Annotated in this window: 21 protein-coding genes; 20 read left to right on the forward strand and 1 reads right to left on the reverse strand. The window is 41.6% G+C overall.

Features of this window, described 5'->3' with window-relative positions:
• Window positions 1–71: 71 nt before the first annotated feature.
• The 20 genes from I2484_RS10950 (at window position 72) to I2484_RS11050 (ending at window position 20,038) form a co-directional block, all read left to right on the forward strand.
• Entirely contained in the window at window positions 72–2,147 is a 2,076-nt protein-coding gene (locus I2484_RS10950) for a DUF2339 domain-containing protein (protein WP_255551331.1), read from the forward strand.
• 303 nt (window positions 2,148–2,450) lie between these two features.
• Window positions 2,451–3,653 (forward strand): class I SAM-dependent rRNA methyltransferase, encoded by a 1,203-nt coding sequence (locus I2484_RS10955; RefSeq protein ID WP_207151061.1) that lies wholly within the window; start codon window positions 2,451–2,453, stop codon window positions 3,651–3,653.
• Window positions 3,654–3,921: 268 nt separating this feature from the next.
• Window positions 3,922–4,542, forward strand: coding sequence for a LysE/ArgO family amino acid transporter (locus I2484_RS10960; RefSeq protein ID WP_207151062.1), 621 nt, complete (start codon window positions 3,922–3,924; stop codon window positions 4,540–4,542).
• A 158-nt stretch (window positions 4,543–4,700) separates the two neighbouring features.
• The gene (locus I2484_RS10965; protein ID WP_207151063.1) at window positions 4,701–5,513 is read left to right on the forward strand and encodes a VanW family protein; all 813 of its coding nucleotides are present in this window, start codon (window positions 4,701–4,703) and stop codon (window positions 5,511–5,513) included.
• A gap of 5 nt (window positions 5,514–5,518) precedes the next feature.
• Window positions 5,519–6,607 carry a GNAT family N-acetyltransferase gene (locus tag I2484_RS21830; protein ID WP_346014184.1) on the forward strand — a complete coding sequence of 363 codons (1,089 nt, stop codon included), beginning with the start codon at window positions 5,519–5,521 and terminating at the stop codon, window positions 6,605–6,607.
• A 98-nt stretch (window positions 6,608–6,705) separates the two neighbouring features.
• On the forward strand, window positions 6,706–7,431 hold the full coding sequence (locus I2484_RS10980) for a nucleotidyltransferase domain-containing protein (RefSeq protein WP_207151064.1): 726 nt from the start codon (window positions 6,706–6,708) through the stop codon (window positions 7,429–7,431).
• The gene (locus I2484_RS10985) at window positions 7,428–7,940 is read left to right on the forward strand and encodes an NUDIX hydrolase (RefSeq protein WP_207151065.1); all 513 of its coding nucleotides are present in this window, start codon (window positions 7,428–7,430) and stop codon (window positions 7,938–7,940) included. Before I2484_RS10980 ends, I2484_RS10985 begins: the two co-directional genes overlap by 4 nt.
• The gene (locus tag I2484_RS10990) at window positions 7,918–8,373 is read left to right on the forward strand and encodes a GNAT family N-acetyltransferase (RefSeq protein WP_207151066.1); all 456 of its coding nucleotides are present in this window, start codon (window positions 7,918–7,920) and stop codon (window positions 8,371–8,373) included. Before I2484_RS10985 ends, I2484_RS10990 begins: the two co-directional genes overlap by 23 nt.
• A gap of 141 nt (window positions 8,374–8,514) precedes the next feature.
• A complete protein-coding gene (locus tag I2484_RS10995; protein WP_207151067.1) occupies window positions 8,515–8,895 on the forward strand; it encodes a hypothetical protein in 381 nt (126 codons plus the stop codon).
• 378 nt (window positions 8,896–9,273) lie between these two features.
• Window positions 9,274–9,891, forward strand: coding sequence for a TerD family protein (locus I2484_RS11000; protein ID WP_207151068.1), 618 nt, complete (start codon window positions 9,274–9,276; stop codon window positions 9,889–9,891).
• 31 nt (window positions 9,892–9,922) lie between these two features.
• Window positions 9,923–10,501, forward strand: a complete 579-nt coding sequence (locus I2484_RS11005; RefSeq protein WP_207151069.1) for a TerD family protein — start codon at window positions 9,923–9,925, stop codon at window positions 10,499–10,501.
• A gap of 226 nt (window positions 10,502–10,727) precedes the next feature.
• Complete coding sequence (locus I2484_RS11010) at window positions 10,728–11,306, forward strand: TerD family protein (RefSeq protein WP_207151070.1); 579 nt, start codon at window positions 10,728–10,730, stop codon at window positions 11,304–11,306.
• A gap of 57 nt (window positions 11,307–11,363) precedes the next feature.
• Window positions 11,364–12,119, forward strand: coding sequence for a TerC family protein (locus I2484_RS11015; RefSeq protein ID WP_186671536.1), 756 nt, complete (start codon window positions 11,364–11,366; stop codon window positions 12,117–12,119).
• A gap of 78 nt (window positions 12,120–12,197) precedes the next feature.
• On the forward strand, window positions 12,198–13,376 hold the full coding sequence (locus I2484_RS11020) for an HpcH/HpaI aldolase/citrate lyase family protein (protein WP_207151071.1): 1,179 nt from the start codon (window positions 12,198–12,200) through the stop codon (window positions 13,374–13,376).
• A complete protein-coding gene (locus tag I2484_RS11025; RefSeq protein WP_207151072.1) occupies window positions 13,339–14,715 on the forward strand; it encodes a phosphoribosyltransferase family protein in 1,377 nt (458 codons plus the stop codon). Before I2484_RS11020 ends, I2484_RS11025 begins: the two co-directional genes overlap by 38 nt.
• 16 nt (window positions 14,716–14,731) lie before the next feature.
• The gene (locus tag I2484_RS11030; RefSeq protein WP_481886402.1) at window positions 14,732–15,844 is read left to right on the forward strand and encodes a cysteine protease StiP family protein; all 1,113 of its coding nucleotides are present in this window, start codon (window positions 14,732–14,734) and stop codon (window positions 15,842–15,844) included.
• On the forward strand, window positions 15,841–16,644 hold the full coding sequence (locus I2484_RS11035; RefSeq protein WP_207151073.1) for a haloacid dehalogenase: 804 nt from the start codon (window positions 15,841–15,843) through the stop codon (window positions 16,642–16,644). The genes I2484_RS11030 and I2484_RS11035 overlap by 4 nt, the downstream gene beginning before the upstream one ends.
• A 60-nt stretch (window positions 16,645–16,704) precedes the next feature.
• The gene (locus tag I2484_RS11040) at window positions 16,705–18,333 is read left to right on the forward strand and encodes a YceG family protein (RefSeq protein ID WP_207151074.1); all 1,629 of its coding nucleotides are present in this window, start codon (window positions 16,705–16,707) and stop codon (window positions 18,331–18,333) included.
• A gap of 5 nt (window positions 18,334–18,338) precedes the next feature.
• Window positions 18,339–19,409, forward strand: coding sequence for a toxic anion resistance protein (locus I2484_RS11045; RefSeq protein ID WP_207151075.1), 1,071 nt, complete (start codon window positions 18,339–18,341; stop codon window positions 19,407–19,409).
• A gap of 14 nt (window positions 19,410–19,423) precedes the next feature.
• On the forward strand, window positions 19,424–20,038 hold the full coding sequence (locus I2484_RS11050; protein ID WP_207151076.1) for a TerD family protein: 615 nt from the start codon (window positions 19,424–19,426) through the stop codon (window positions 20,036–20,038).
• A 95-nt stretch (window positions 20,039–20,133) separates the two neighbouring features.
• Here I2484_RS11050 and I2484_RS11055 read toward each other — a convergent pair whose 3' ends face one another.
• Window positions 20,134–20,982 carry a YitT family protein gene (locus tag I2484_RS11055; protein ID WP_207151077.1) on the reverse strand — a complete coding sequence of 283 codons (849 nt, stop codon included), beginning with the start codon at window positions 20,980–20,982 and terminating at the stop codon, window positions 20,134–20,136.
• Window positions 20,983–21,307 lie beyond the last annotated feature (325 nt).

The raw sequence follows: 21,307 nt of genomic DNA on the forward strand, positions 1-21,307 counted from the left end.
GAATTATCGAGGGGGTTCTCTTTTTTATACCCCGATAAAGGTCTTTGAAACTAGTAAGTAGGAAATGGGTGATGGAGTTGGATGAAGAACTGAAAGTTATTTTGCGACGGGTGTCTGATCTTGAAGGGGAAGTCAGTACGTTGAAACGGCAATTGGCCGAGATGAAAACCCCTCCAAGTTATGTTGCGGAGAAAGTGGGAAAAGTTCATCTGTCCTCAATAATGGAACGTCTGCCTGAGCAACCAGTTAGGGATGAAGTTCCGATTCAGCAGAAAGTAAGGAAAGAGTTCGATCTTGAGAAAGCATTAAGCAACTGGCTTCCGCGTGTGTTTATGTTCATTCTGCTACTTGGCGTCTTATGGGGATTGAAAGTAGGAATGGATCATGGATTTATTACCAATCCTGTGCGTGTTGTAATGGGCTATGCTGGGACGGTTTTGCTCTATTTCCTAGGGATGCGCTATTATAATAGTGGGAAAAAAGGATTTGGTCTAACATTGCTTGGCGGTTTTATCGGACTCGGAATTTTGACGACTTTTGCGGCACATCTTTTATATGGCTACCTGAATTTCACGATTGCATTTGTGTTAGGTGTGGCTTATATCATTGCAGGGCTATTGTTATCGAGAAAGACAAAATCGGAAACGTTGACGATATTTGCTGGGATAGCAGGGTTTTTACTACCTTTCTTATTGGAAGGGGAAGGAGCGACTTCCGTTCAATTCTGTGCGTACATCCTGCTGTTATTTTTATCACTATTTTATGTGTCACTTAGTCAAAAGCATAAGTATACGTTCTACGTAACGTTCGTATTATTCCATTTAACATTGTTCGTTTATGCACTTCTCGACAGTGCGTTTGTGGAAGAATCGATACTGGTTGCGACTGTGTTAATTCAGCATGGGGTGATTTTATTCTTTTACTTAAAAGGCCGAATTTCAAGGGGTGTATTTTCAGAAGCGCTTCTCTACTCGAATTTCGTCTTTACAATCGGCTGGATAAAGCTACTTGAACATGTACAGGAAGTTTCTGTTTACGGCTTGTTGGCACTGTTGTACAGTGCGCTTGCGGCATATTCGTTTTGGAAGAAGGAAAGCGTACTACGTGGAATTTTGTCTGCTGTAGCCGTATTTGCAGTCAGTGTCTTTATCCTATCCTTCAACTTGGAGGATGCTCGAGTTGTTTTGATGTTACTTCTGTTGAATGGGGCAATTGGGATAGGGATCGGTTTGCGCTTTGACACGCTCAGGACGATTGTCACCGGCTCAGTAATTTACTTATTGACGGTCCTAACAGTTCTGGATACGATGCAGATAAATTCATTTTGGTCCTTAGAACATGCAGTGTGGCTTGTCTTTATTGGTTCGTTCAGTTGGATATTTTACACGCTCTATCAATATACCCCTTCTCGTTTGAAGGGGAAAACGAAGTCAATTGATAAGAGTTTAATCATTGGTCAACTGCTAGTTTTGTTCTATATTTATAAATTAACGAAGCTATTGCTCGCGAATACTTATGTATCGTTTGAAACAGGTAATCATGTTCATGCGCTTGTATTTTTAATGGCACTTGGTGCTATGTACTTCTTCCATAGGTGGAGTAAAGGGCTGTACTTGACGCATGGGGCGGTCATTCTGTTTCTGATAACAGGTATGGGGATACTGCTTACGGGCTTGGGTTCCTATTATAAACACGGTGAGTTTTTGTTTAATTTCATTGTACAACTTGCTTTTGTGGTTGTTTTAACGGTTGTAGTGTTGGCAATTATGAAAAATCGTTTCTATCTTTCGGGGAAAGAGCTGAAGTGGGAGACACCACAACTGGCGATTGTGCTGCAGATTATCTATTTCATCGTGCTAAATAAATGGTACTTAGCCTTCACGAAAGCTTATGAATGGGATTTGGAGTATGTGTTGTTTGCGCATACGTTCTTGTTGTTTGCTTTTGCGTTTGTGTCAATCAGTATCGGTGGGAAAATGAATTGGAAGTATGTCAAAATTATCGGTGCGGTGCTCATTATCATTTGTGTGCTGAAGCTTTTCATCGTCGACTTATCAAGCATTTCCATTCTTGTTCGAGCAATTTTGTTCACCATCGTTGGTGTTGTCGGACTGGTGTATTCACGGACGTTGTTGAAGGAAGATTGAAAAAAGAAGCATTATGTGAAAAAATAGCGAGAATGATCAGTTCCGCTGCTCAAATGAATACCTATATAAACTGAGCGAAGGCGCATTGCAAGGGGGGGCGGAGCCCTAAGACTGGTGGTGAAGCTGCTTGGCTTAGGGCGGGAGGCATCCCCTAGCGCCGTAGCGTATTTGAAGTGAATTTTTATTTCAACTTATATAGGCAGGTTGCTTCAATTCAGTGTAAAGAGCAAAAGACTTTACTAATTTCGCAATTAATGATAAAACGTGCGATAATAAGGAAAACGATCAAGTAAGGATGACAAAATGACAAAAACAATCGATTTACAAGTAAATGCAAGAAATATTAAAGACTTCAAAAAAGGCTATCCGTTAATTTTAAAAGACGCGATTATTAATTCCGGCGTGCTTGCGACGGAAGCGGAAGGAACGATTGTACGATTAGTAGATAAAGATCGTCGATTCGTTGCGAAAGGCTATTACGGCTCACAAAACAAAGGCCTCGGCTGGGTACTGACGAGGAAAGAGGAAGAAGTAATCGACTTTAACTTTTTCGAGTCAAGAATCGCTGCGGCACTTGCGAGACGTGAAAATTTATTTGCGGATGCATACACGACAGCGTTCCGCGTATTCAACGGAGAGGGCGACGGAATCGGCGGCCTGACTATTGATTATTTCGATGGCTACTTTATGGTGAGTTGGTACAGCGAAGGAATTTATTCACTTAAGCATCATGTCTACAGTGTGTTCGATAAAATCATTGATTACAAAGGTATCTATGAGAAAAAACGCTTTGATACAAAAGGCGGATACATCGAACAGGATGATTTCGTTAAAGGGGAGCAAGGCGATTTCCCAATTATCGTCAAGGAAAATGGCATGAATTTCGCTGTCAATTTGAATGATGGTGCAATGACGGGTATTTTCCTTGATCAACGTGATATGCGTAAAGTGGTTCGCGATAAGTATTCTGAGGGTAGAAATGTGTTGAACACATTCTCGTATACGGGCGCATTTTCCGTTGCAGCACTACTTGGTGGCGCGGTGAAGACGACAAACGTCGACTTGGCGAAGCGTAGCAATGCGAAAACAATTGAGCAGTTCAGTGTGAATGCCATAGATTACGAACAGCAGGATATCAAAGTGATGGATGTCTTTGACTATTTCCGCTATGCAAAACGGAATGATTTGAAGTTCGATCTAATCATTCTTGATCCGCCTAGTTTTGCCCGTACTAAAAAGTATACGTTCAGTACAGCGCAGGATTATCCGGCACTTCTTATGGATGCGATTTCGATTACGGAGAAAAACGGCATCATTGTGGCGTCGACGAATAATGCGAGTTTCGGAATGAAGAAATTCAAAACGTTCATCGACCAGGCTTTCGAAGAAGCAGGATCTAGGTATAAAATTCTTGAGGAATCAACATTACCGAAAGACTTCCGGACAAACCGTGATTACCCAGAATTCAACTATTTGAAAGTTGTTATCGTGCAGAAAACGAAATAAATTTAATCTTCAATCAGAGGGGGTCCTCATCCCCAACTGATTGTTAGTTTAACCATTCGGGCTTTTACGGGCAGTTGCCCCCCGCTTATTCTTCTCGTGCCCTTGAAGACTTGAAGTGGGGGGTCTTACTGCCCGTTAATGCGGGATAAATGAAGAAAATGAAAGCCGTGCCGGAGATAATCTGGTGCGGCTATTTTTGATTTGTGGAGGAGGACAAAGGGTTTTAATCGAGAATGGATTAAGATAGAGATTGAATTGGGGTGGCAATATGACCGAGGCGATAGTACATGGAATTATACTTGCATTTGGACTTATTGTGCCATTAGGTGTCCAAAATGTGTTCGTTTTTAATCAGGGGGCGTTGCAACCGACATTTGCTAGAGCTTTGCCGGTTGTTGTAACGGCAGCAATTTGCGACACGCTATTGATCATAGCGGCGATTTCGGGTGTCTCACTTCTTGTTTTAACATTTGCTTGGCTGGAAAATGTTATCTTCAGTATCGGTATTGTCTTTCTACTCTATATTGGTTTTGTCTTATGGAAAAGTGATGCAATGTCGACGAAAGTGGACGGGGTGAGATTTTCGACAAAGAAGCAAATCCTATTTGCAACTTCGGTTTCTTTATTGAATCCTCATGCAATTCTCGATACAATTGGGGTTATCGGGTCGAGTTCACTAAATTACTCGGGGGATGTAAGAATAGCATTCACGCTAACAACAATCGTTGTTTCATGGCTTTGGTTTATCGGGCTTGCAACTGCAGGGCGTTATTTCGGTAAGTTGGATTCAACTGGTAAGCTACTGACGCTGTTGAATAAAGTATCTGCATGGGTCGTTTGGGGGGTTGCCGTCTATATGGCAATGCGGCTTGCAGGAAATATAGGTTGACGTAATATGAAAAGCCGTACCAGGGAGTCTAAACTTGGTACGGCTTTTATGTATAGGGAGTAATGAATCATTCGTTTAGCACACCAATTTATTTTATTCAGTTTATTCGAAGGGTAAAGCTGTCATAGAAGAGAATAAGTAGAAGAGGGGTGGAGTGGATGAATTCATTGCAACCGAAAAAGCGCAGCAATTTGCGGATATTCTTCGGGAAGAAAGTGTACCGATTGAAGCGGTATTTGGTGTGGTACATGGACGGAAAGAAGTATGCAACGAAGCGTTCAGTAGAGCAACTGAACCATGTCATCTTCAAACATCGAACGCCGTTGCTCCGCCAATTGAAAGATGTAGAGATGGTATTGCAAACAAACAAAATTAAGAATTTGAAAATAGCAGCAAAAAAATTGAACGGAATAATACTTAAGCCTGGAGAGACATTTTCCTATTGGCGATTGATAGGCAGTACGACGAAACGAAAAGGTTACGTCGACGGAATGATTTTGCATTACGGGCAAGTGACGACAGGAGTTGGTGGTGGCCTATGTCAATTGTCGAATTTGATTTACTGGATGGCACTTCATACGCCGCTGACGATTACTGAGCGCTATCGTCACAGTTACGACGTGTTTCCGGATTCGAAACGGAACCAACCATTCGGAAGTGGTGCTACATGCGCATACAATTATCTAGATTTACAATTAATGAATGAAACGAATGAGCCGTATCAGCTCCTTATCTACTTGACGGACAGATCGCTCGTCGGTGAATGGCGTGCGTCTATGACTGCGAATCGAACGTATAAAGTATATGAAAAGGACCACAGTTTTACGCGTGAATCATGGGGTGGCTATGTGCGCCATAATACGATTTATAGGGAAGCGTATAACCTGAACGGCGAACTTATCAATGATGAATTCATTACAGAAAACCATGCAATCACGATGTATGAACCATTTTTGTCATATGAGGAGTGATGATTATGTTGGGACTGAACAAAGGTGAAGTCAGATTAGTACCGCATGCTACTGACTGGGAAGAAGATTTCATTGAGGAAAAAGAATTATTGAGTGAGGCAATTGGACTGCTAGTGGTGGATATTGAACATATGGGGAGCACTTCCATCAAAGGGATTGCCGCTAAGCCACTTCTGGATATTCTTGTCGGTGTTCGATCAATGGATGATGTAGCGAAATTTGATAAAAAGAGATTAAAAGAAGCCGGTTATTATCATCTTGGCCGTGTGGAAATAGAAGGGAAGGTTGTCTTTGCCAAGTTTACAAACCTGGAGGAACTAACAAAAACGCATGTCCTTCATATTGTGGAATATGGTGCGGAATGGTGGCGAAAACATACGTTTTTCAGGGACTATTTGAATGAACATCCTGATGTAGCAAAACAATATGAAAAGCTGAAAAAAGAGCTGGCGGCAACATATCCGGATAACGAGAGTTTGTATGCCGAAGGGAAATTAAAGTTTGTCGATGAGGTGTTAAGTAGGGAAAAACCAAGGTCATTCATTATCAACGAAGGGAATTTGCAAGTCCGAGAATTAGAAAGAGTTGATAAGGTCCTTCTATCGAAATGGCTTACTGACCCGGAAATCCTTCGGTATTATGAGGGGCGTGATAATCCGTTTAATTTTGAGAAAGTGGAGCAGGAATTTTTTGAAGACGAAGAAAATGTGATGAGATGCCTGGTTGAGTTTAGTGGAATTCCAATTGGCTATGTCCAAATTTACATAGTGGAGGAAGAGGAAAAACTAGCTTACGGTTATGCCGATTCATCACAGAACATTTACGGTATGGATCAGTTCATAGGCGAATCCGCTTATTGGAATAAAGGCATCGGAACGCAACTTGTTCGAGCGATGGTGACGTATTTAACTGAAGACAAAGGGGCGGATCGAATTGTGATGGACCCGCAAACGTGGAATGAACGAGCCATTCGGTGTTATGAAAAATGCGGGTTTGAAAAGGTGAAATTGCTCCCGGGAAATGAATTGCATGAAGGGGAATACAGGGATTGTTGGTTGATTGAGCATAACTCTAAAACAGGTGTAGGTGCATGAGAAATCGAGGTTCTTCCGTTCTTATCGAAAACAACAAAGTTGGATTGATTAAAAGAGTTAAAGATAGACCTTAAAATTGCTAGGGGAGAGGTGAGTCTATGAACGCCAGCAGATTACAGCCCATCGAAGCCGCGCGTAGGTTTATAGTAGCAAAATTCCCGGATTGCCAAGCTGCATTGCTTGCTGGAAGTGTCATCAGAGGGGAAGAGACAGCAACATCAGATTTGGATATCGTTGTTTTTGATGACAAGGCAGAATCGGCGTACCGTGAATCACTGATTGAGTATGGATGGCCAATAGAAGTGTTCGTCCACAACCTCACTTCTTACGTGGACTTTTTCAAGTTGGACTGTGAAAGAGCCCGTCCTTCATTGCCACGGATGGTTTCTGAAGGAATCATCTTATTCGATTCGGGAGTTGTTTCTTTAATAAAGGAAAAAGCTAATGAGCTATTGAAAAAAGGCCCCGAAGTATGGACAATAAAAACGATAGAGATGAAGCGTTATATGATAACGGATGCGCTCGATGATTTGATTGGTTCAACAAATCGTGCGGAAGAAATCTTCATTGCGAATACACTTGCCGATGCCCTTCATGAATTCTTCTTGCGGACAAATGTTCAATGGATTGGTTCATCGAAATGGATTATGCGTGCTTTAAATCAATTTGATAAGAACTTTGCGCGAACGTTTATACAAGCATTCGATGCATTTTATAAAACGGGCAATAAAGAAGCAATTATCGACCTTGCAGATGAAGTGTTGAAGCCGTATGGTGGCAGGCTGTTTGAAGGGTATTCATTGGGGAAAGGAGACCGTATATGACAAGTACATACGTAGATTGGGGAGGTCATAAGCTGAAGTTGACATGGAAAAGTGGTCTCTTGCCGGAAAGGGATTTGATCACTAGTGTTCATGGTTTCTGTTTTAAGGATGGGAAACTGTTGATGGTCGATTTGGATGATCGGGGTTGGGATTTTCCGGGCGGTCATATCGAAGTTGGTGAAACTGCGGAAGCGTGCTTTAAACGCGAGGCAATGGAAGAAGGTTATGTAGCGGGAAATTGCGCACTCCTCGGTTCAATTGAAATCGACCATAATGAAAATTCGTTGTGGAATGAAGACAGTCCTTATCCGAAAGTAGGTTATCAGACTTTTTGCGAAATGGACATAACTGAATTACATTCTTTTGAAGCGGAGTATGAATCAAGCAGAAGAATTTTCATCCGATCTGAAGACGTATCCAAATACTATAAAGGTTGGCATGCAACGTATGAAAAAATTATGTGCGAGGTGCAAGGAAGGTGCATAAATGAAAATCAGGAAATTATTTAAACATGAAACTCCACCTTTTGAACTCCTGCTTCTTGCCGACCCATCGCGAGAACTGGTAGAGCAGTATATAGTTAATGGGGAGTGCCGTGTTGCTGAAGAGGAAGGCGAAATCGTTGGTGTCTATGTGCTAGTCAAGTTAGGTGTAACAACGATGGAGATTATAAATATAGCTGTAGATGAGCGTATACAAGGTCGCGGGATTGGGAAGAAGTTAATGAGTGACGCAATCCAGACGGCAAAGGCGTTGGGCTACAAGTTTCTGGAAGTTGGGACGGGCAATTCCAGCATTGGTCAATTGGCTTTTTATCAGAAATCTGGGTTTCGTATCGATGGTGTTATAAAAGACTTTTTCGTGGATCACTACGAGGAAGAAATCGTTGAAAATGGCATCCAGTGCAGGGATATGATTCGATTATCAATGACTATTTCATGATTGATTAAAGTTATTTAAGCTTTATCACTAGTTTGGATTCTACCACCTACTTTGTCACAAATACGTCCCGTGACAAGCCTCTATACATCTAGTAAACTTGAAGGAATGTGTTGTGAATTTTCTGTAAGGAGAGATAAAGCTATGAAACGGATACTCATACTTCTTTTCATTGTCGGTATGATGGCGGGCTGTTCGAATGTGTATAGCGCAGAAGAGGGCTATCGCATGGCGGTAATCAATCATGGTTTCCCGGTTCCGAAAAATGCGAGCGAACTAAAGCCAGAAGCGTGTACGACAGAAATTGCGAAATCGGCAAAATATAAATTGAACGATATTGGCGGGGAGCAGGGAGAACCGCCGGAGCATTACTTGGAGGAAATAAAGAAGTGGGGCTGGATGGAACTTGAAGATGAACGGAAAGGGAATATTCACTTCTACGAAAAAGAAGGGAAAATCATGTCACTCGTTTTCAAAGAAAATGTCTTCGATGTATTTGAAATGAGTAGTGAAGTGAATATGTAAAAAAACAAATACTGTAGATTTACTTTTTTTGAAACCATTTGGCATGTTCGTACGTACTAGTTAAGAAGGGATGATTGTGATGAACTGGAAAGTGGCCATTTTAGCTTACTATCCGGATTGTATAGTATTGCTGGTGACACAATCAATTGGGATTCCGAGGTATTTGGATGGTTTGTCAGGTCGTCTTTGAGGTATTACGAGTCATTGTCTAATGACGACTACATAATTCGTGAAAGTTGAGTTTGGCGTTGCAGGGGAGAAAAGGCTATAGATAATCTTCATTTTGGTAGTTCGGTATCAGATGTAGTAAAATATATATCGATAGTGTTTTTTGCGAAAAGATAAAAATTCTCATTAAAATGTATAGGAGTGATTGGTTTGGCGATTATTTTGCAAAAAGGTCAAAAAATTGATTTAACGAAGGGCCATCCAGGTCTTGAGAAGATTACTGTAGGACTCGGTTGGGATCCAATTCAGAGTCAGAAAAAAGCAGGCGGATTACTTGGCGGACTTTTCGGTGGTGGCGGTAGCAGTGCTACAAATATGGATATCGACGCATCTGTAATCATGCTTCAAGACGATAAATTTGCGAGCAATGATAACTTGGTTTACTTTGGCAACTTGAAAAGTAAATGTGGTAGCATAACGCACACAGGCGATAATATCACTGGAGAAGGCGACGGAGACGACGAGCAAGTGATTGTCGACTTGAAAAAGGTACCCGCAAACGTTAACAAACTTGTATTCGTTGTCAATATTTACGATTGTGTAAAACGTAAGCAAGATTTCGGTCAAGTGGAAAATGCGTTTATCCGTGTCATGAATTCGGCGAACAATGAGGAATTACTGAAATTCGACCTGTCCGAAAATTATGCAGGTTCAACTAGCTTAACGGTAGGAGAAATTTATCGTCACGGCAGTGAATGGAAATTTGGCGCAGTTGGATCAGGATCATCAGATGCAGGTCTTGGCGATATGGTTAAAAGGTATTCATAAACTATAAAAAACAGAAAAGAGGATGACATAAATGGCTATTTCATTGAGTAAAGGACAAAAAGTAGATTTGACGAAAAGTAACCCGGGATTAACGAATATTACGGTTGGTGTTGGCTGGGATACAAATAAATATGACGGTGGAAAAGATTTCGATTTAGATTCATCTGTTTTCCTATTAAATGCAGCTGGTGTATGTGCAGATGAAAAAGATTTCGTTTTCTTCAACAACCTTGAGGGTGGAAATGGTTCTGTCGTTCATACTGGTGATAACTTGACTGGTGAAGGAGATGGAGACGATGAGCAAGTCAAAGTTTCCCTGTCTAATGTACCAACTACGGTTGAAAGAATTGCGTTTGCGATTACAATTCACGACGCAGAGGAACGTAGTCAGAACTTCGGGCAAGTTTCAAATAGCTATGTACGAATCGTCAACGATGCAAACGGTGAAGAGTTAATCCGCTATGATCTAGGCGAAGATTTCTCTATTGAAACTGCTGTTGTTGTAGGGGAACTGTATAGACATGGTAGCGAGTGGAAGTTCAATGCGATTGGTAGCGGCTACCAAGGCGGACTCGGTTCACTTGTAAAAGACTACGGTCTACAGTCTTAATTAAATAATGTAGCTATATATGTTGACGCTTTTAATTAGGTATGTGAACTCAGCGTAGGTGCCTTACAGGGGTAGCCGAAGCCCTGAGACTGGTGGCGAAGCTACCTGGCTTAGGGCGGGAGGCATCCCCTAAGCGCCGAAGCGGTATTCAATGGAAACTCACGCATTCAATCTATATAGATATGGAGCTTCAGTGTTCTAATCATGATAAACAGGAGTGATTCAGATGGCGATTACTTTATCAAAAGGGCAAAAAATCGATTTGACTAAGACCAATCCAGGTCTTGTACGAGGTGTTATCGGACTCGGTTGGGATACCAATAAATATTCTGGTGGCCAGGAGTTTGACCTTGATGCATCAGCGTTTCTAGTGGATGCAAGCAATCGTTGCCAAAATGATCATGACTTTATTTTCTATAATAATCTTAAGCATCCGAGTGGCGCTCTTCTACATACGGGCGATAATCGGACGGGCGAGGGAGATGGGGATGACGAGCAAGTAATCGTCGATTTCCCTAAAATTCCTGCGTACGTTGACCGCATTGGTATTACGGTTACGATTCACGATGCAGAAGCACGAAGTCAAAACTTTGGTCAGGTCTCAAATGCCTTTGTCCGATTATCGGATGAAGCAACCGGAGAAGAGTTGCTACGTTTCGATCTGGGAGAAGATTTCTCTATTGAAACGGCTGTTGTTTTTTGCGAACTGTATAGGCACGGTAACGATTGGAAATTCAATGCAATTGGTAGCGGATTCTCCGGAGGTCTAGGCGCGCTTTGCAAGAATTATGGGTTAGAAGTATAAATTTACGAGCCGGTAAAAGGTTGAAGTCTTTTATTGTTTTATTATCAGGAGGAACTAATGGAGATACTTAATGGAATAATCGATACATATGCCGCTTTTTTTGATTGGGGTATGTGGGTGGAAGTATTATCGGATCCAGTCAGTTGGGGCTTAATCGGTACCCTCATCATACTTGAGGGGTTATTGTCAGCTGATAATGCTCTTGTTTTGGCGGTCATGGTCAAACATTTACCAGAAAAACAACGAAAAAAAGCTTTGTTTTACGGGCTTCTTGGTGCTTATGTCTTCCGCTTTATCGCAATTGGAGTCGGTGTTTTCCTCATTAAATTGTGGTGGGTCAAGGCATTAGGTGCGGCTTATCTCGCGTGGTTGGCGATTAAATACTTTATGGATAAGTCTAAAGAGGCTGGTAATGACGACGAAATTGCAGGGATGAAAACAGAAGGTATTCTAATCCGTCTTTTCGGTACATTCTGGGGAACAATCGCTGCTGTAGAGATTATGGATATCGCCTTTTCAGTAGATAGTGTTCTTGCTGCTTTCGGTGTCAGTGAACAGATTTGGGTACTTCTTCTTGGCGGCATGCTCGGTGTCTTGATGATGCGCGGAATTGCCGGCGTATTTTTGAAGTTAATCGACAAAGTACCTGAACTTGAAACGTCAGCGTATGTGCTGATTATGTTAATAGCGATTAAGATGGGATTGAGCGTTGTTGGTTTTGAAGTCCACCACTACGTATTCTTTATCATTCTAATCTTGACGTTCATTGCTACATTCGTCGTTCACAACATGAATAAAAAGAAAATGGCTTAATAAAAAGACAAAAAGAAGGCTAGCCCCTTCTTTTTTCTTTTACCCTAAATCGAATAATAAATAAGGTTGGTGCTCAGATTGAAGTACTTTAATGACATAGCCGCTATAGGCATAGAAGATTTATTTTATCGAAAACCGGAGACGGTTACGAAGCATACCGATAAACAACGGCTGTCATATAGTCTGGGTGCTTTATTGTATATGCCAGCAACACGTGAGGATATAGCCCATCTCATTATTACTAATAAATTCAAGGAGCTTGTCACAGTAGCCATCTGTCTTGAAGATGCAATAGGCGATCATGAAGTCGAACAGGCGGAAAATAAACTTATTACGCATATGCAACAAATAAGCGCTGCAATTGAGGATGGCCGACTTACGGAAGAAACGACCCCACTTATTTTTGTTCGAGTAAGAAGTGCACAACAGATGCTGGATATAGGGGAGCGGCTCGGTGATTCGTTGAAGAACCTCGTCGGCTTTGTGTTTCCTAAGTTTTCATCGGATAATGGGGAAGACTACTTATCGGGTCTACGGCTGTTGAATGAGCAAGCAAGTACGGTTTTATATGGTATGCCGATTCTTGAATCGCCGAATGTGCTGTACAAGGAGCGTCGTTTGGCCGAGTTGCTTAGTATAAAGGAGATAGTCGACCGGTATTCTGATTTCATTCTGAATATCCGTATTGGTGCCACCGATTTATGTGGGCTTTACGGGTTGAGAAGGGATAGTGAGACGACTGTTTATGAGATATCTATTGTCAATGAGCTAATTACGGATGTAGTCAATATTTTTGCCAGGCAACATGATGGTTTCGTAGTATCGGGACCAGTGTGGGAACATTTCTCATCAAACGGTCGCATCTTAAAACCACAACTACGTGAGACGCCATTTCAAGAAAGTTCAGGTTCAGTGGGTCTTCTTCTTAGAAAAGAATTGATTCGGAAAGATTTTGACGGGCTAATTCAGGAAACGTTGCTGGATAGAGCGAACGGATTAGTTGGCAAAACAATCATTCATCCGTCGCACCTTTTGCCTGTTCAAGCATTGCATGTCGTTACGAAGGAAGAGTATGTGGATGCGCTTAGTATCTTCCAGCAGGCGACAGGTGAAAAAGGCGTGTTCAAAAGTGAATTTATGAACAAGATGAATGAGATTAAGCCACATTTATACTGGGCACAAAAAGTGTTAATTAAGTCTGATATATACGGGGTGTACAATGAAAATATCACATTCATCGATTTGTTATCCGAGTAGGTACACGCATGAAGTTTGCGAGACTATGCAAGTACATGTACAAATTGAACAAAATCCATACGAGCTTTCAGTTGAAACCTTATATGAGATGGCCGCGAGAATTAACAAAAAACGATCTTTTTTATTCGTTAGTAAAGTGCTTGGTAAGCATATCCCAATACCGCCCGAAGTACCCTTGGTTGCATCGGCATTGCTGGCCTCTATTTATTATGAAGGCAAAACAACTAAACAAATGCCTGGAAAAGAACAGCTCATCGAAGCAGTTAAGGATGGTTCCCCGAAGAACTTGCAGGCAGCGTATTCGATTGTACAACAGCTACGCTGTCAACTCGATGAGCCGGTTGTGTTCATCGGTTTTGCGGAAACGGCAACGGCCCTCGGTCACGGTGTTTTTGACTGTTTTACGGATGCCACCTACATTCATTCGACAAGAGAAATGCTTGCTGATGAAGAGGTGACGCTCTACTTTGAAGAAGAGCATTCCCACGCTACAGATCAGCGTTGCTATGCACCGGAACGGTATTTGGATAATGAACACTCGATTTGTCTGGTGGATGATGAAATTACGACAGGCAAGACAGCTTTGAATATCATTGCTTCTATTGAAAAGCAGTTTCCACGTAAGGAATATACAATCTTATCCCTGTTGGATTGGCGAAGTGAAGAAGATCAACAACGATTGAAGGCATTTGAGAAATTGCATGATATACGCATTACGACGTATGCTTTATTGGCCGGAACGATTCAAGTAGAAGGAACACCTAGTTTAGTTGAAGTTCCCACTATTATTGGCGATTCGGTTGTTGAAGTTCCTTATTTTAAGAGAATCAATCTGAAGTCATTGCCTATCCCTCTTCCTCACTATCCCTATTCATCAATTGATTCTTTTGGATTTAAAAATGCTTCAAATTATTCGGCTCTAACGGGACGATTTGGCATTTCATCAGACAATAAACAAGACGTTGAAGCGTATTGTCAGCGTGCGGGAGAATATTTGAGGAAGTATCGGACAGGAAAACGGACATTATGTTTAGGTACTGGGGAATTCATGCATATTCCGATGAAAACGGCTGTTTACATGGGTGAAGGTGTATCTTATCATTCAACGACGAGAAGCCCGATATTTCCGATAAACCGGGAAAGTTATCCGATAAAAAATAGAATGGCTTTCGAAAGTCCCGAAGATCCAGCAACAATGAATTATGCATATAATGTATCCGACATGGAATACGATGAAGTCTTTTTATTTTTTGAACGTCCAATAGAAGACAATAGGCTTGAACCGATAGTACGCCAGTTCAAAGGATTACCCGCAATCCATATTGTAGACTTCACTTGAAAGGTGTGGGTAGAAGATGCAACAAATGACGCAAATGCTGACAGGCAGTTATTCATCTAAAGATGTCGTTTTTCTATTGAAAGATCTGTCAGATGCGAGCCTTGAAAGAAGTCTGAATGAACGGGAAGAGGCTATTCAAGGCGGCGCACATTATTCGGAAATGCTTCCCATCGAATACGAGCCGACTGAAGCCTATTTAAATCTTTTTCACGAGTCACTCCATGCTTCAAAGAGAAAAGTAGCAACAGCGGTCGGCACAGTTTCGGAACTACTCATCGAGAAAAAAGGGATGGATCTTGTTCTTGTTTCCCTTGCGAGGGCTGGTACGCCGATAGGTATCTTGATGAAACGTTATATTAATGCGGTATATGGAGTGAATTTACCGCATTATAGCGTATCAATTATTCGAGGACGTGGCATCGATGAAAATGCGATGCTGTATATTACGAGTCAACATCCTGATAAGCGCATCGTTTTTGTCGACGGATGGACTGGTAAAGGTGCGATTTCTATAGAGCTAACAAAGTCTGTTGAGTTGTTTCAAGAAAAACATGGCATCATGCTGGACGATGAACTCGTTGTATTGGCAGATCCAGGTCACTGTTCTTCCTTATACGGGACACGGGAGGACTTTCTAATCCCAAGTGCCTGTTTAAATTCAACCGTATCAGGCCTGGTCAGCCGCACGGTTCTGAACAGTCGCTGGACAGGAGCTACAGATTTCCACGGAGCAAAATTCTATTCGGAACTTCGGGATAAAGATGTATCGAATTATCATATTGATGTAATTACGGCAGAATTTGAAGCGGCAGCGACGTTAATCAAAGTGGCGAAAGAAGCTTTAAAGAAAACAGATATGACCCCAACCTGGCAGGGAATGAAAACAATCGCATTGATTCAGGAACACTTTGGAATTGAAAATGTGAATCTCATCAAACCTGGTGTTGGAGAGACGACGCGTGTTCTTTTACGACGTTTACCGTGGAAGATACTGGTTAAGGATTTAAACGACCCACGACTTAAACATATTTTTCAACTGGCAAAGGAAAGAGCTATACCTGTGGAGGTTTATGAACAGATGACTTATACTTGTTGTGGACTTATCAAACCGTTGGAGAAAAAAGTATGATGTTTGCAAGTGATTTAGACGGGACACTTATTTATTCCCATCGGCGCTTTGGCGATGAAATTTTGAATGAATCAGTTCGTACTATTGAAGTAAGTAATGGTAAAGACATTTCATTCATGACAAAAAAAGCGATTGCATTATTACGCAAGTTGTCTGAAGAAATGATGTTTGTTCCTGTAACGACAAGAACAACTGAACAGTATAATCGAGTCTCGCTATTTCATGAAGAAATTCGTCCTACATATGCAATTACTTGTAATGGCGGCGTTGTATTGATAGATGGACATATTGATACGCATTGGCAGGACTATATCTGCACTAAAATAGATGGAAGTGCCGCTTCAGTGGATGATGTCAAGCGGGAGATAGAAGAGACTGCGGATGCGTCTTGGTTGAAATCAATTCGTGTGGTAGACCGGTTTTTTGTGTACCTGATTATCGACCCACCGCTATCAACTGAACGGATCAAGTATTATTCACAGTGGGCGGCAGCGCGTGGCTGGGCCTTTTCAGTTCAAGGCAGGAAGGTTTACTTCATTCCATCATTTATCAATAAATGGGATGCGGTGAACTATGTCGCGAAAAAAGAAGGAAAGAAAACGGTTTATACGGCAGGTGATTCCAATCTGGATGTCTGCTTGATTGAACAGGCGAATTTCGGTCTGATACCACGGCACGGGGAAGCGGCAGCTACATTTGGTCATCTTGGACTGACACAAAAAACAGGAATTTTGGCATCGGAGGAAATCATTGAAACAATTCTTTCGAAGCGTCTCCAATTAACTCCTGTAATCCGTTGACAATATTGGACTATGCCCCTTCCATTGACATATAAAAATAGGTGATTGGGGGGAGTGAAGATGATAAGGAAACTGATACTGAAGAAGATTGATTATTCGAATTGGGCGACCGAACTCAGCAAACCAATTGCCGCCCGCCCTGATTATCAATTGGGAGAAGAACGTATACAATACAGTCAAATTGCTACACGTATTGTGGGATCGGGCTTTGATGAAACAGAATATATGATTGAATTATACACAGCTAGCCAGGCTCCTGGTGTGCATGTGTTATCTGAGATGCTTGATAAGACAATGCCGCCGGAACGCTTTCAATCCATCCAGCGCATCTATGATCTTATTCAAGAACAACCGAATCTATCGATTAACCGCTTTGTTGCCTTTTTGGAGGGTGCACAGTTACTTCCGAAATACGGAGAAGACCCTGATTTTAATAGATTAGTCCGGTCAGCCCTCATTGAGGTGTTGGAACTTTTCAAGAGAAATCACGCAGGTGCGTTTCATCATCCGGAATTCCGACGCGTTTTTCTGGATATTATTAAATGGACGTGGAATCACATCGATCCATGGGTGAAGGGAACCCCAATTGACAAGGATATCCCTCACATCATCTGGTACGGCGATATGAACAAAAGTCAGATGTATTTTCTGTTCTACATCATCTTATTGGGAATGGATGTTGTTATTCTTCATCCAGAAGGAAAAGATGAATTTAAAGAGCTTGATAATGAAAGTAAATGGTCGTTCTTGACGGAGTATCCGACCACGATGAAAATCCAACCTTTTCCACAAGAAGAGCCCAAACGACAAGGGACAGTCGCGTACCGTGCTTCAAAAGAGATCGATCATGTACTTCACCATGAAGGATCTGCTTATTATAAGCCATGGCAATTCCGTAACCATCTCCCCGTGGCAGTTACATTAAAAACGACATATGACGAGATTTTTCTGTTGGCGAAAGAGAAGGCATTTATACGCCCAAGCTTCTCGTCCAATCGGGATGAAGTGAAGATACCCGCATTGTTCGCAAAAGTTTCTGGCGTTTCAACCAGTCGAAAAGAGTATTGGGATAAAATGCATCGGCTTACTAGCCAACCGAATTGTCTAGTAGTGAAAAAGTTCCCATTCATGCAGGAAACGAAAGCGAATAATCAATACCATTACCAACATGCACTTGGCAAAGACGGTCGTTTGGTACCGGAAAAAATGATGCAAGGCAACTGGTGGCAGTACGGACAACTACATGATGGTGCTCAAAAAGGACTTGCAGCCGCTATTTCAAGAATTTGCACCAACTCTAAGATGAAGGCTCAACCGGGGGAAACGCCGGAACAAGTTGCACTCTATCTATTTACTCAGGCAACTTCCATACCGGAAGAATTGATCAATCTTTTGCAGACGTTTGATTATTCTCAAGAGATACCAAAAGTGATTTTATATAACAATGAAATTAATGGTATTTTGTCTAGGGCAGATGCAGCATTGCTGTTACTGTTGAATGAAATTGGACTTGATATCGTCTTATACAATCCACCCGGTCACAATGATTTGGAGCACTTTATAGGGAAAGAGTATTTTGATCATCATATGTTGGAAGACATGGTGTTCGATCTATCCTTTCAGGATAACAAAAAGGATGCATCAACTGTAAGCGGTTTTTTAAATCGACTTTTTAACGGAAGGGATTGAGTGTCATGGAAGAAACGAAGAATTATGAAGTGGAAGTATTGACGGAAAATAAGGCGGAAGCGCTTCGCTTACAGTTACGACAGGATCCGGAGGTCCAAAACTTAGTTCGGTCAATCGATACAAGAAATCAAACCGGATTATTAGAATTCGGGAAAGAGCCGGCCGTTGAAATTTCCACTTTTGCCGATCGCATATTGGCTTCCATGCGTTCGTCGAGTGTAACTGATTCAGGCGAGATGTTGAAACAACTTGGAAAAACGATGGATAAATTCGATAAAAATGACTTTGACGAGCCGAAAGGTTTTTTAGGGAAGTTTTTCAAACGTGGAGATAAGTTAATTGAAAAAGTGTTCGGCAAATACCAAACGCTCGGCAAGGAAATTGAAGGCATACACATCGAAATTTCAAAATATAAGGACGAAATGATTCGTTCAACGACCAATATGGATGAAATGTATGACCAAAACTATAACTATTACATGGCACTTGAAAAGTATGTGGTAGCTGGCCAGATTAAAGCTGAAGAGCTGCGGGCGCTCGTTCCGGGTCTTGAACAAAGGTCGGTGGGTGGCGATCAGTTAGCGCAGATGGAATTGGACACTATGAATAACGCGATTCAGTCACTTGAAGAACGGGTGTATGATCTTGAAATGGCGAGAATGGTCGCATTGCAGACAGCACCCCAGCTTCGAGTTTTACAACGCGGAAACACAAAACTGATTGGGAAAATAAATTCGGCATTCATTACAACAATTCCGATTTTCAAAAACGGCATTATCCAGGCAGTTGCTGCGAAACGTCAAAAACTTGTAGCGGATTCTATGGATGAACTTGACAAGAGAACTAATGAAATGCTATTAAAGAACTCGCAGAATATCGCTAGACAAAGTGTGGAAATCGCTCGTACTGCGGGTGGTCCGAGTATTAAAATTGAAACGATTGAAGAGAGTTGGAGCACAATCGTGAAGGGGCTCGAGGAAACGAGAGCTATTGAAGATGAAAACAAACGTACAAGAGAAGACGGTATGAAACGGATTGCCCAGCTACAGGACAGCATGAAAAATTTCGGTAGGTGAATGGAGGAACCGGCATGATCGAACTGAAGAAAAAAGGACAGTCCATCAATTTATCCAAAAAAGGAAATGATGTGGGTGAGATTCTTGTTAACATGAACTGGAATCAAAATTCCAAAGCGGCTAAAAGTGGAGGATTCCTATCCTCGCTATTTGGTGGCGGACAGAAAAACTTCGATTTAGATCTTGGTTGCCTGTATGAATTGAATTCGGGAGAAAAGGGTTGTGTTCAAGCACTTGGAAACACATTCGGCTCGTTGAAAGATTTTCCTTATATTCAGCTAGACCACGACGATCGTACGGGGGCTTCTACAGGCGGAGAAAATTTGCGTATCAATGGTTCTCGTATTAAGGACATTAAACGGGTTCTCGTGTATGCCTTCATTTATGAGGGCGCTGCGAATTGGTCAGAAGCAGGCGGTATCGTCAAGTTGACATACGGCGGTGGAGAAGATATTGTCGTCAAGCTTGATGAGCATCGCAACGGGCAAATCATGTGTGCAATTGCAATGATTGAAAATGTACAAAACGAGACGTTCAGTGTCAAAAGACTTGTCGACTATTTTGCAGGGCATGCCAAAATGGACCAGGCATATGGTTGGGGAATGAGTTGGAAAGCCGGTTCGAAGTAAAACTTTAGTAGGTTGGCGTTTACTAAAAATGACTATACATCAATTGATGTATAGTCATTTTTTCACTTATATTCACTGTTACAACATCATTGAACTTAATCACCTTCGCGTCTAAAGAATCCGTAAACACCAGCAGTTTGAACAATATTCGTAAACGCATCCGGATCTGTTTCGCTAATTATTTTTTCCAAATCATATAATTCGTAACGAGTAATGACGAGATACAACATATGTTTATCCTCTTTCGAATAAGCACCTTTTGCGGGAAGAATTGTTATGCCACGTACCATTTTTTGATGAATCGCTTGCTGCAATTCATCTGCTCTTTGTGTAACAATCATGGCGGTTACTTTTTCGTGACGCGTATGGAGCGCGTCAATCACAACTGTCGTTACATACAATGCTAACATCGTATATAATGCGTTTTCTGGTTCATACAGAAATCCTGCCAAGACAATTATGACACCGTTCAGCAGTAAAAAATAGGTTCCGATTGGCTTATCTTGTAAGCGAGATAGAACCATGGCAACAATATCCATTCCACCTGTAGATGCCCCTAGTTTCATCGAAAGACCAATGCCTATTCCCGCAATTACACCACCAAACACTGCATTTAGAATAATATCGTTTGATACAGATATGACGGGTAAGAGTTCTAAGAATATCGTTACAAAGATAACGGACACGATGCTATAGATGGTAAATCCTTTACCTACTTTGTACCATCCTAATATAAAGACCGGAATATTGAATACTAACAATAGAATACCGGTACTAACTTCAATGCCTAAGAAATCTTTAAATACACTAGATGTCAGTTGCGCGGCACCTGCAAATCCGCTGGCATAGACATTTGCGTTGATTAAAAAGAAGTTTAGCGAGATTGCAAGTAACAAGGAACCAAAGATGACGACGATAATGCGTTTTGCTTCTAAGAAAAACATGACAACCTCCTGTTGTTTTGAATACAATTAAAATAATTTGTTAGAACACTCATTGTAACGAACCTCATATTGAAATGGTACCCTTAATTGTTTAATGAAATTCCTTCAGGCGCGAATTTGTGTTTTGCTTGATGAAGAGTAGATAAGGAAAGTACTACTAACATTATTGAAAAGTTGCCCTCAGTGCATGCACATCGTAGGGATTGTATTATATAGGTATACATAAAGAATGCCATTAAATTCACAGCGGCATTCGGGAATGCCTCGCCAAGCAAAAACGACTGCCAGTTTCATCGCTCCGGCTACCCCTGTTATAGAGCTGGAG

Source organism: Sporosarcina sp. E16_8 (assembly GCF_017347095.1).
Lineage (GTDB): Bacteria > Bacillota > Bacilli > Bacillales_A > Planococcaceae > Sporosarcina.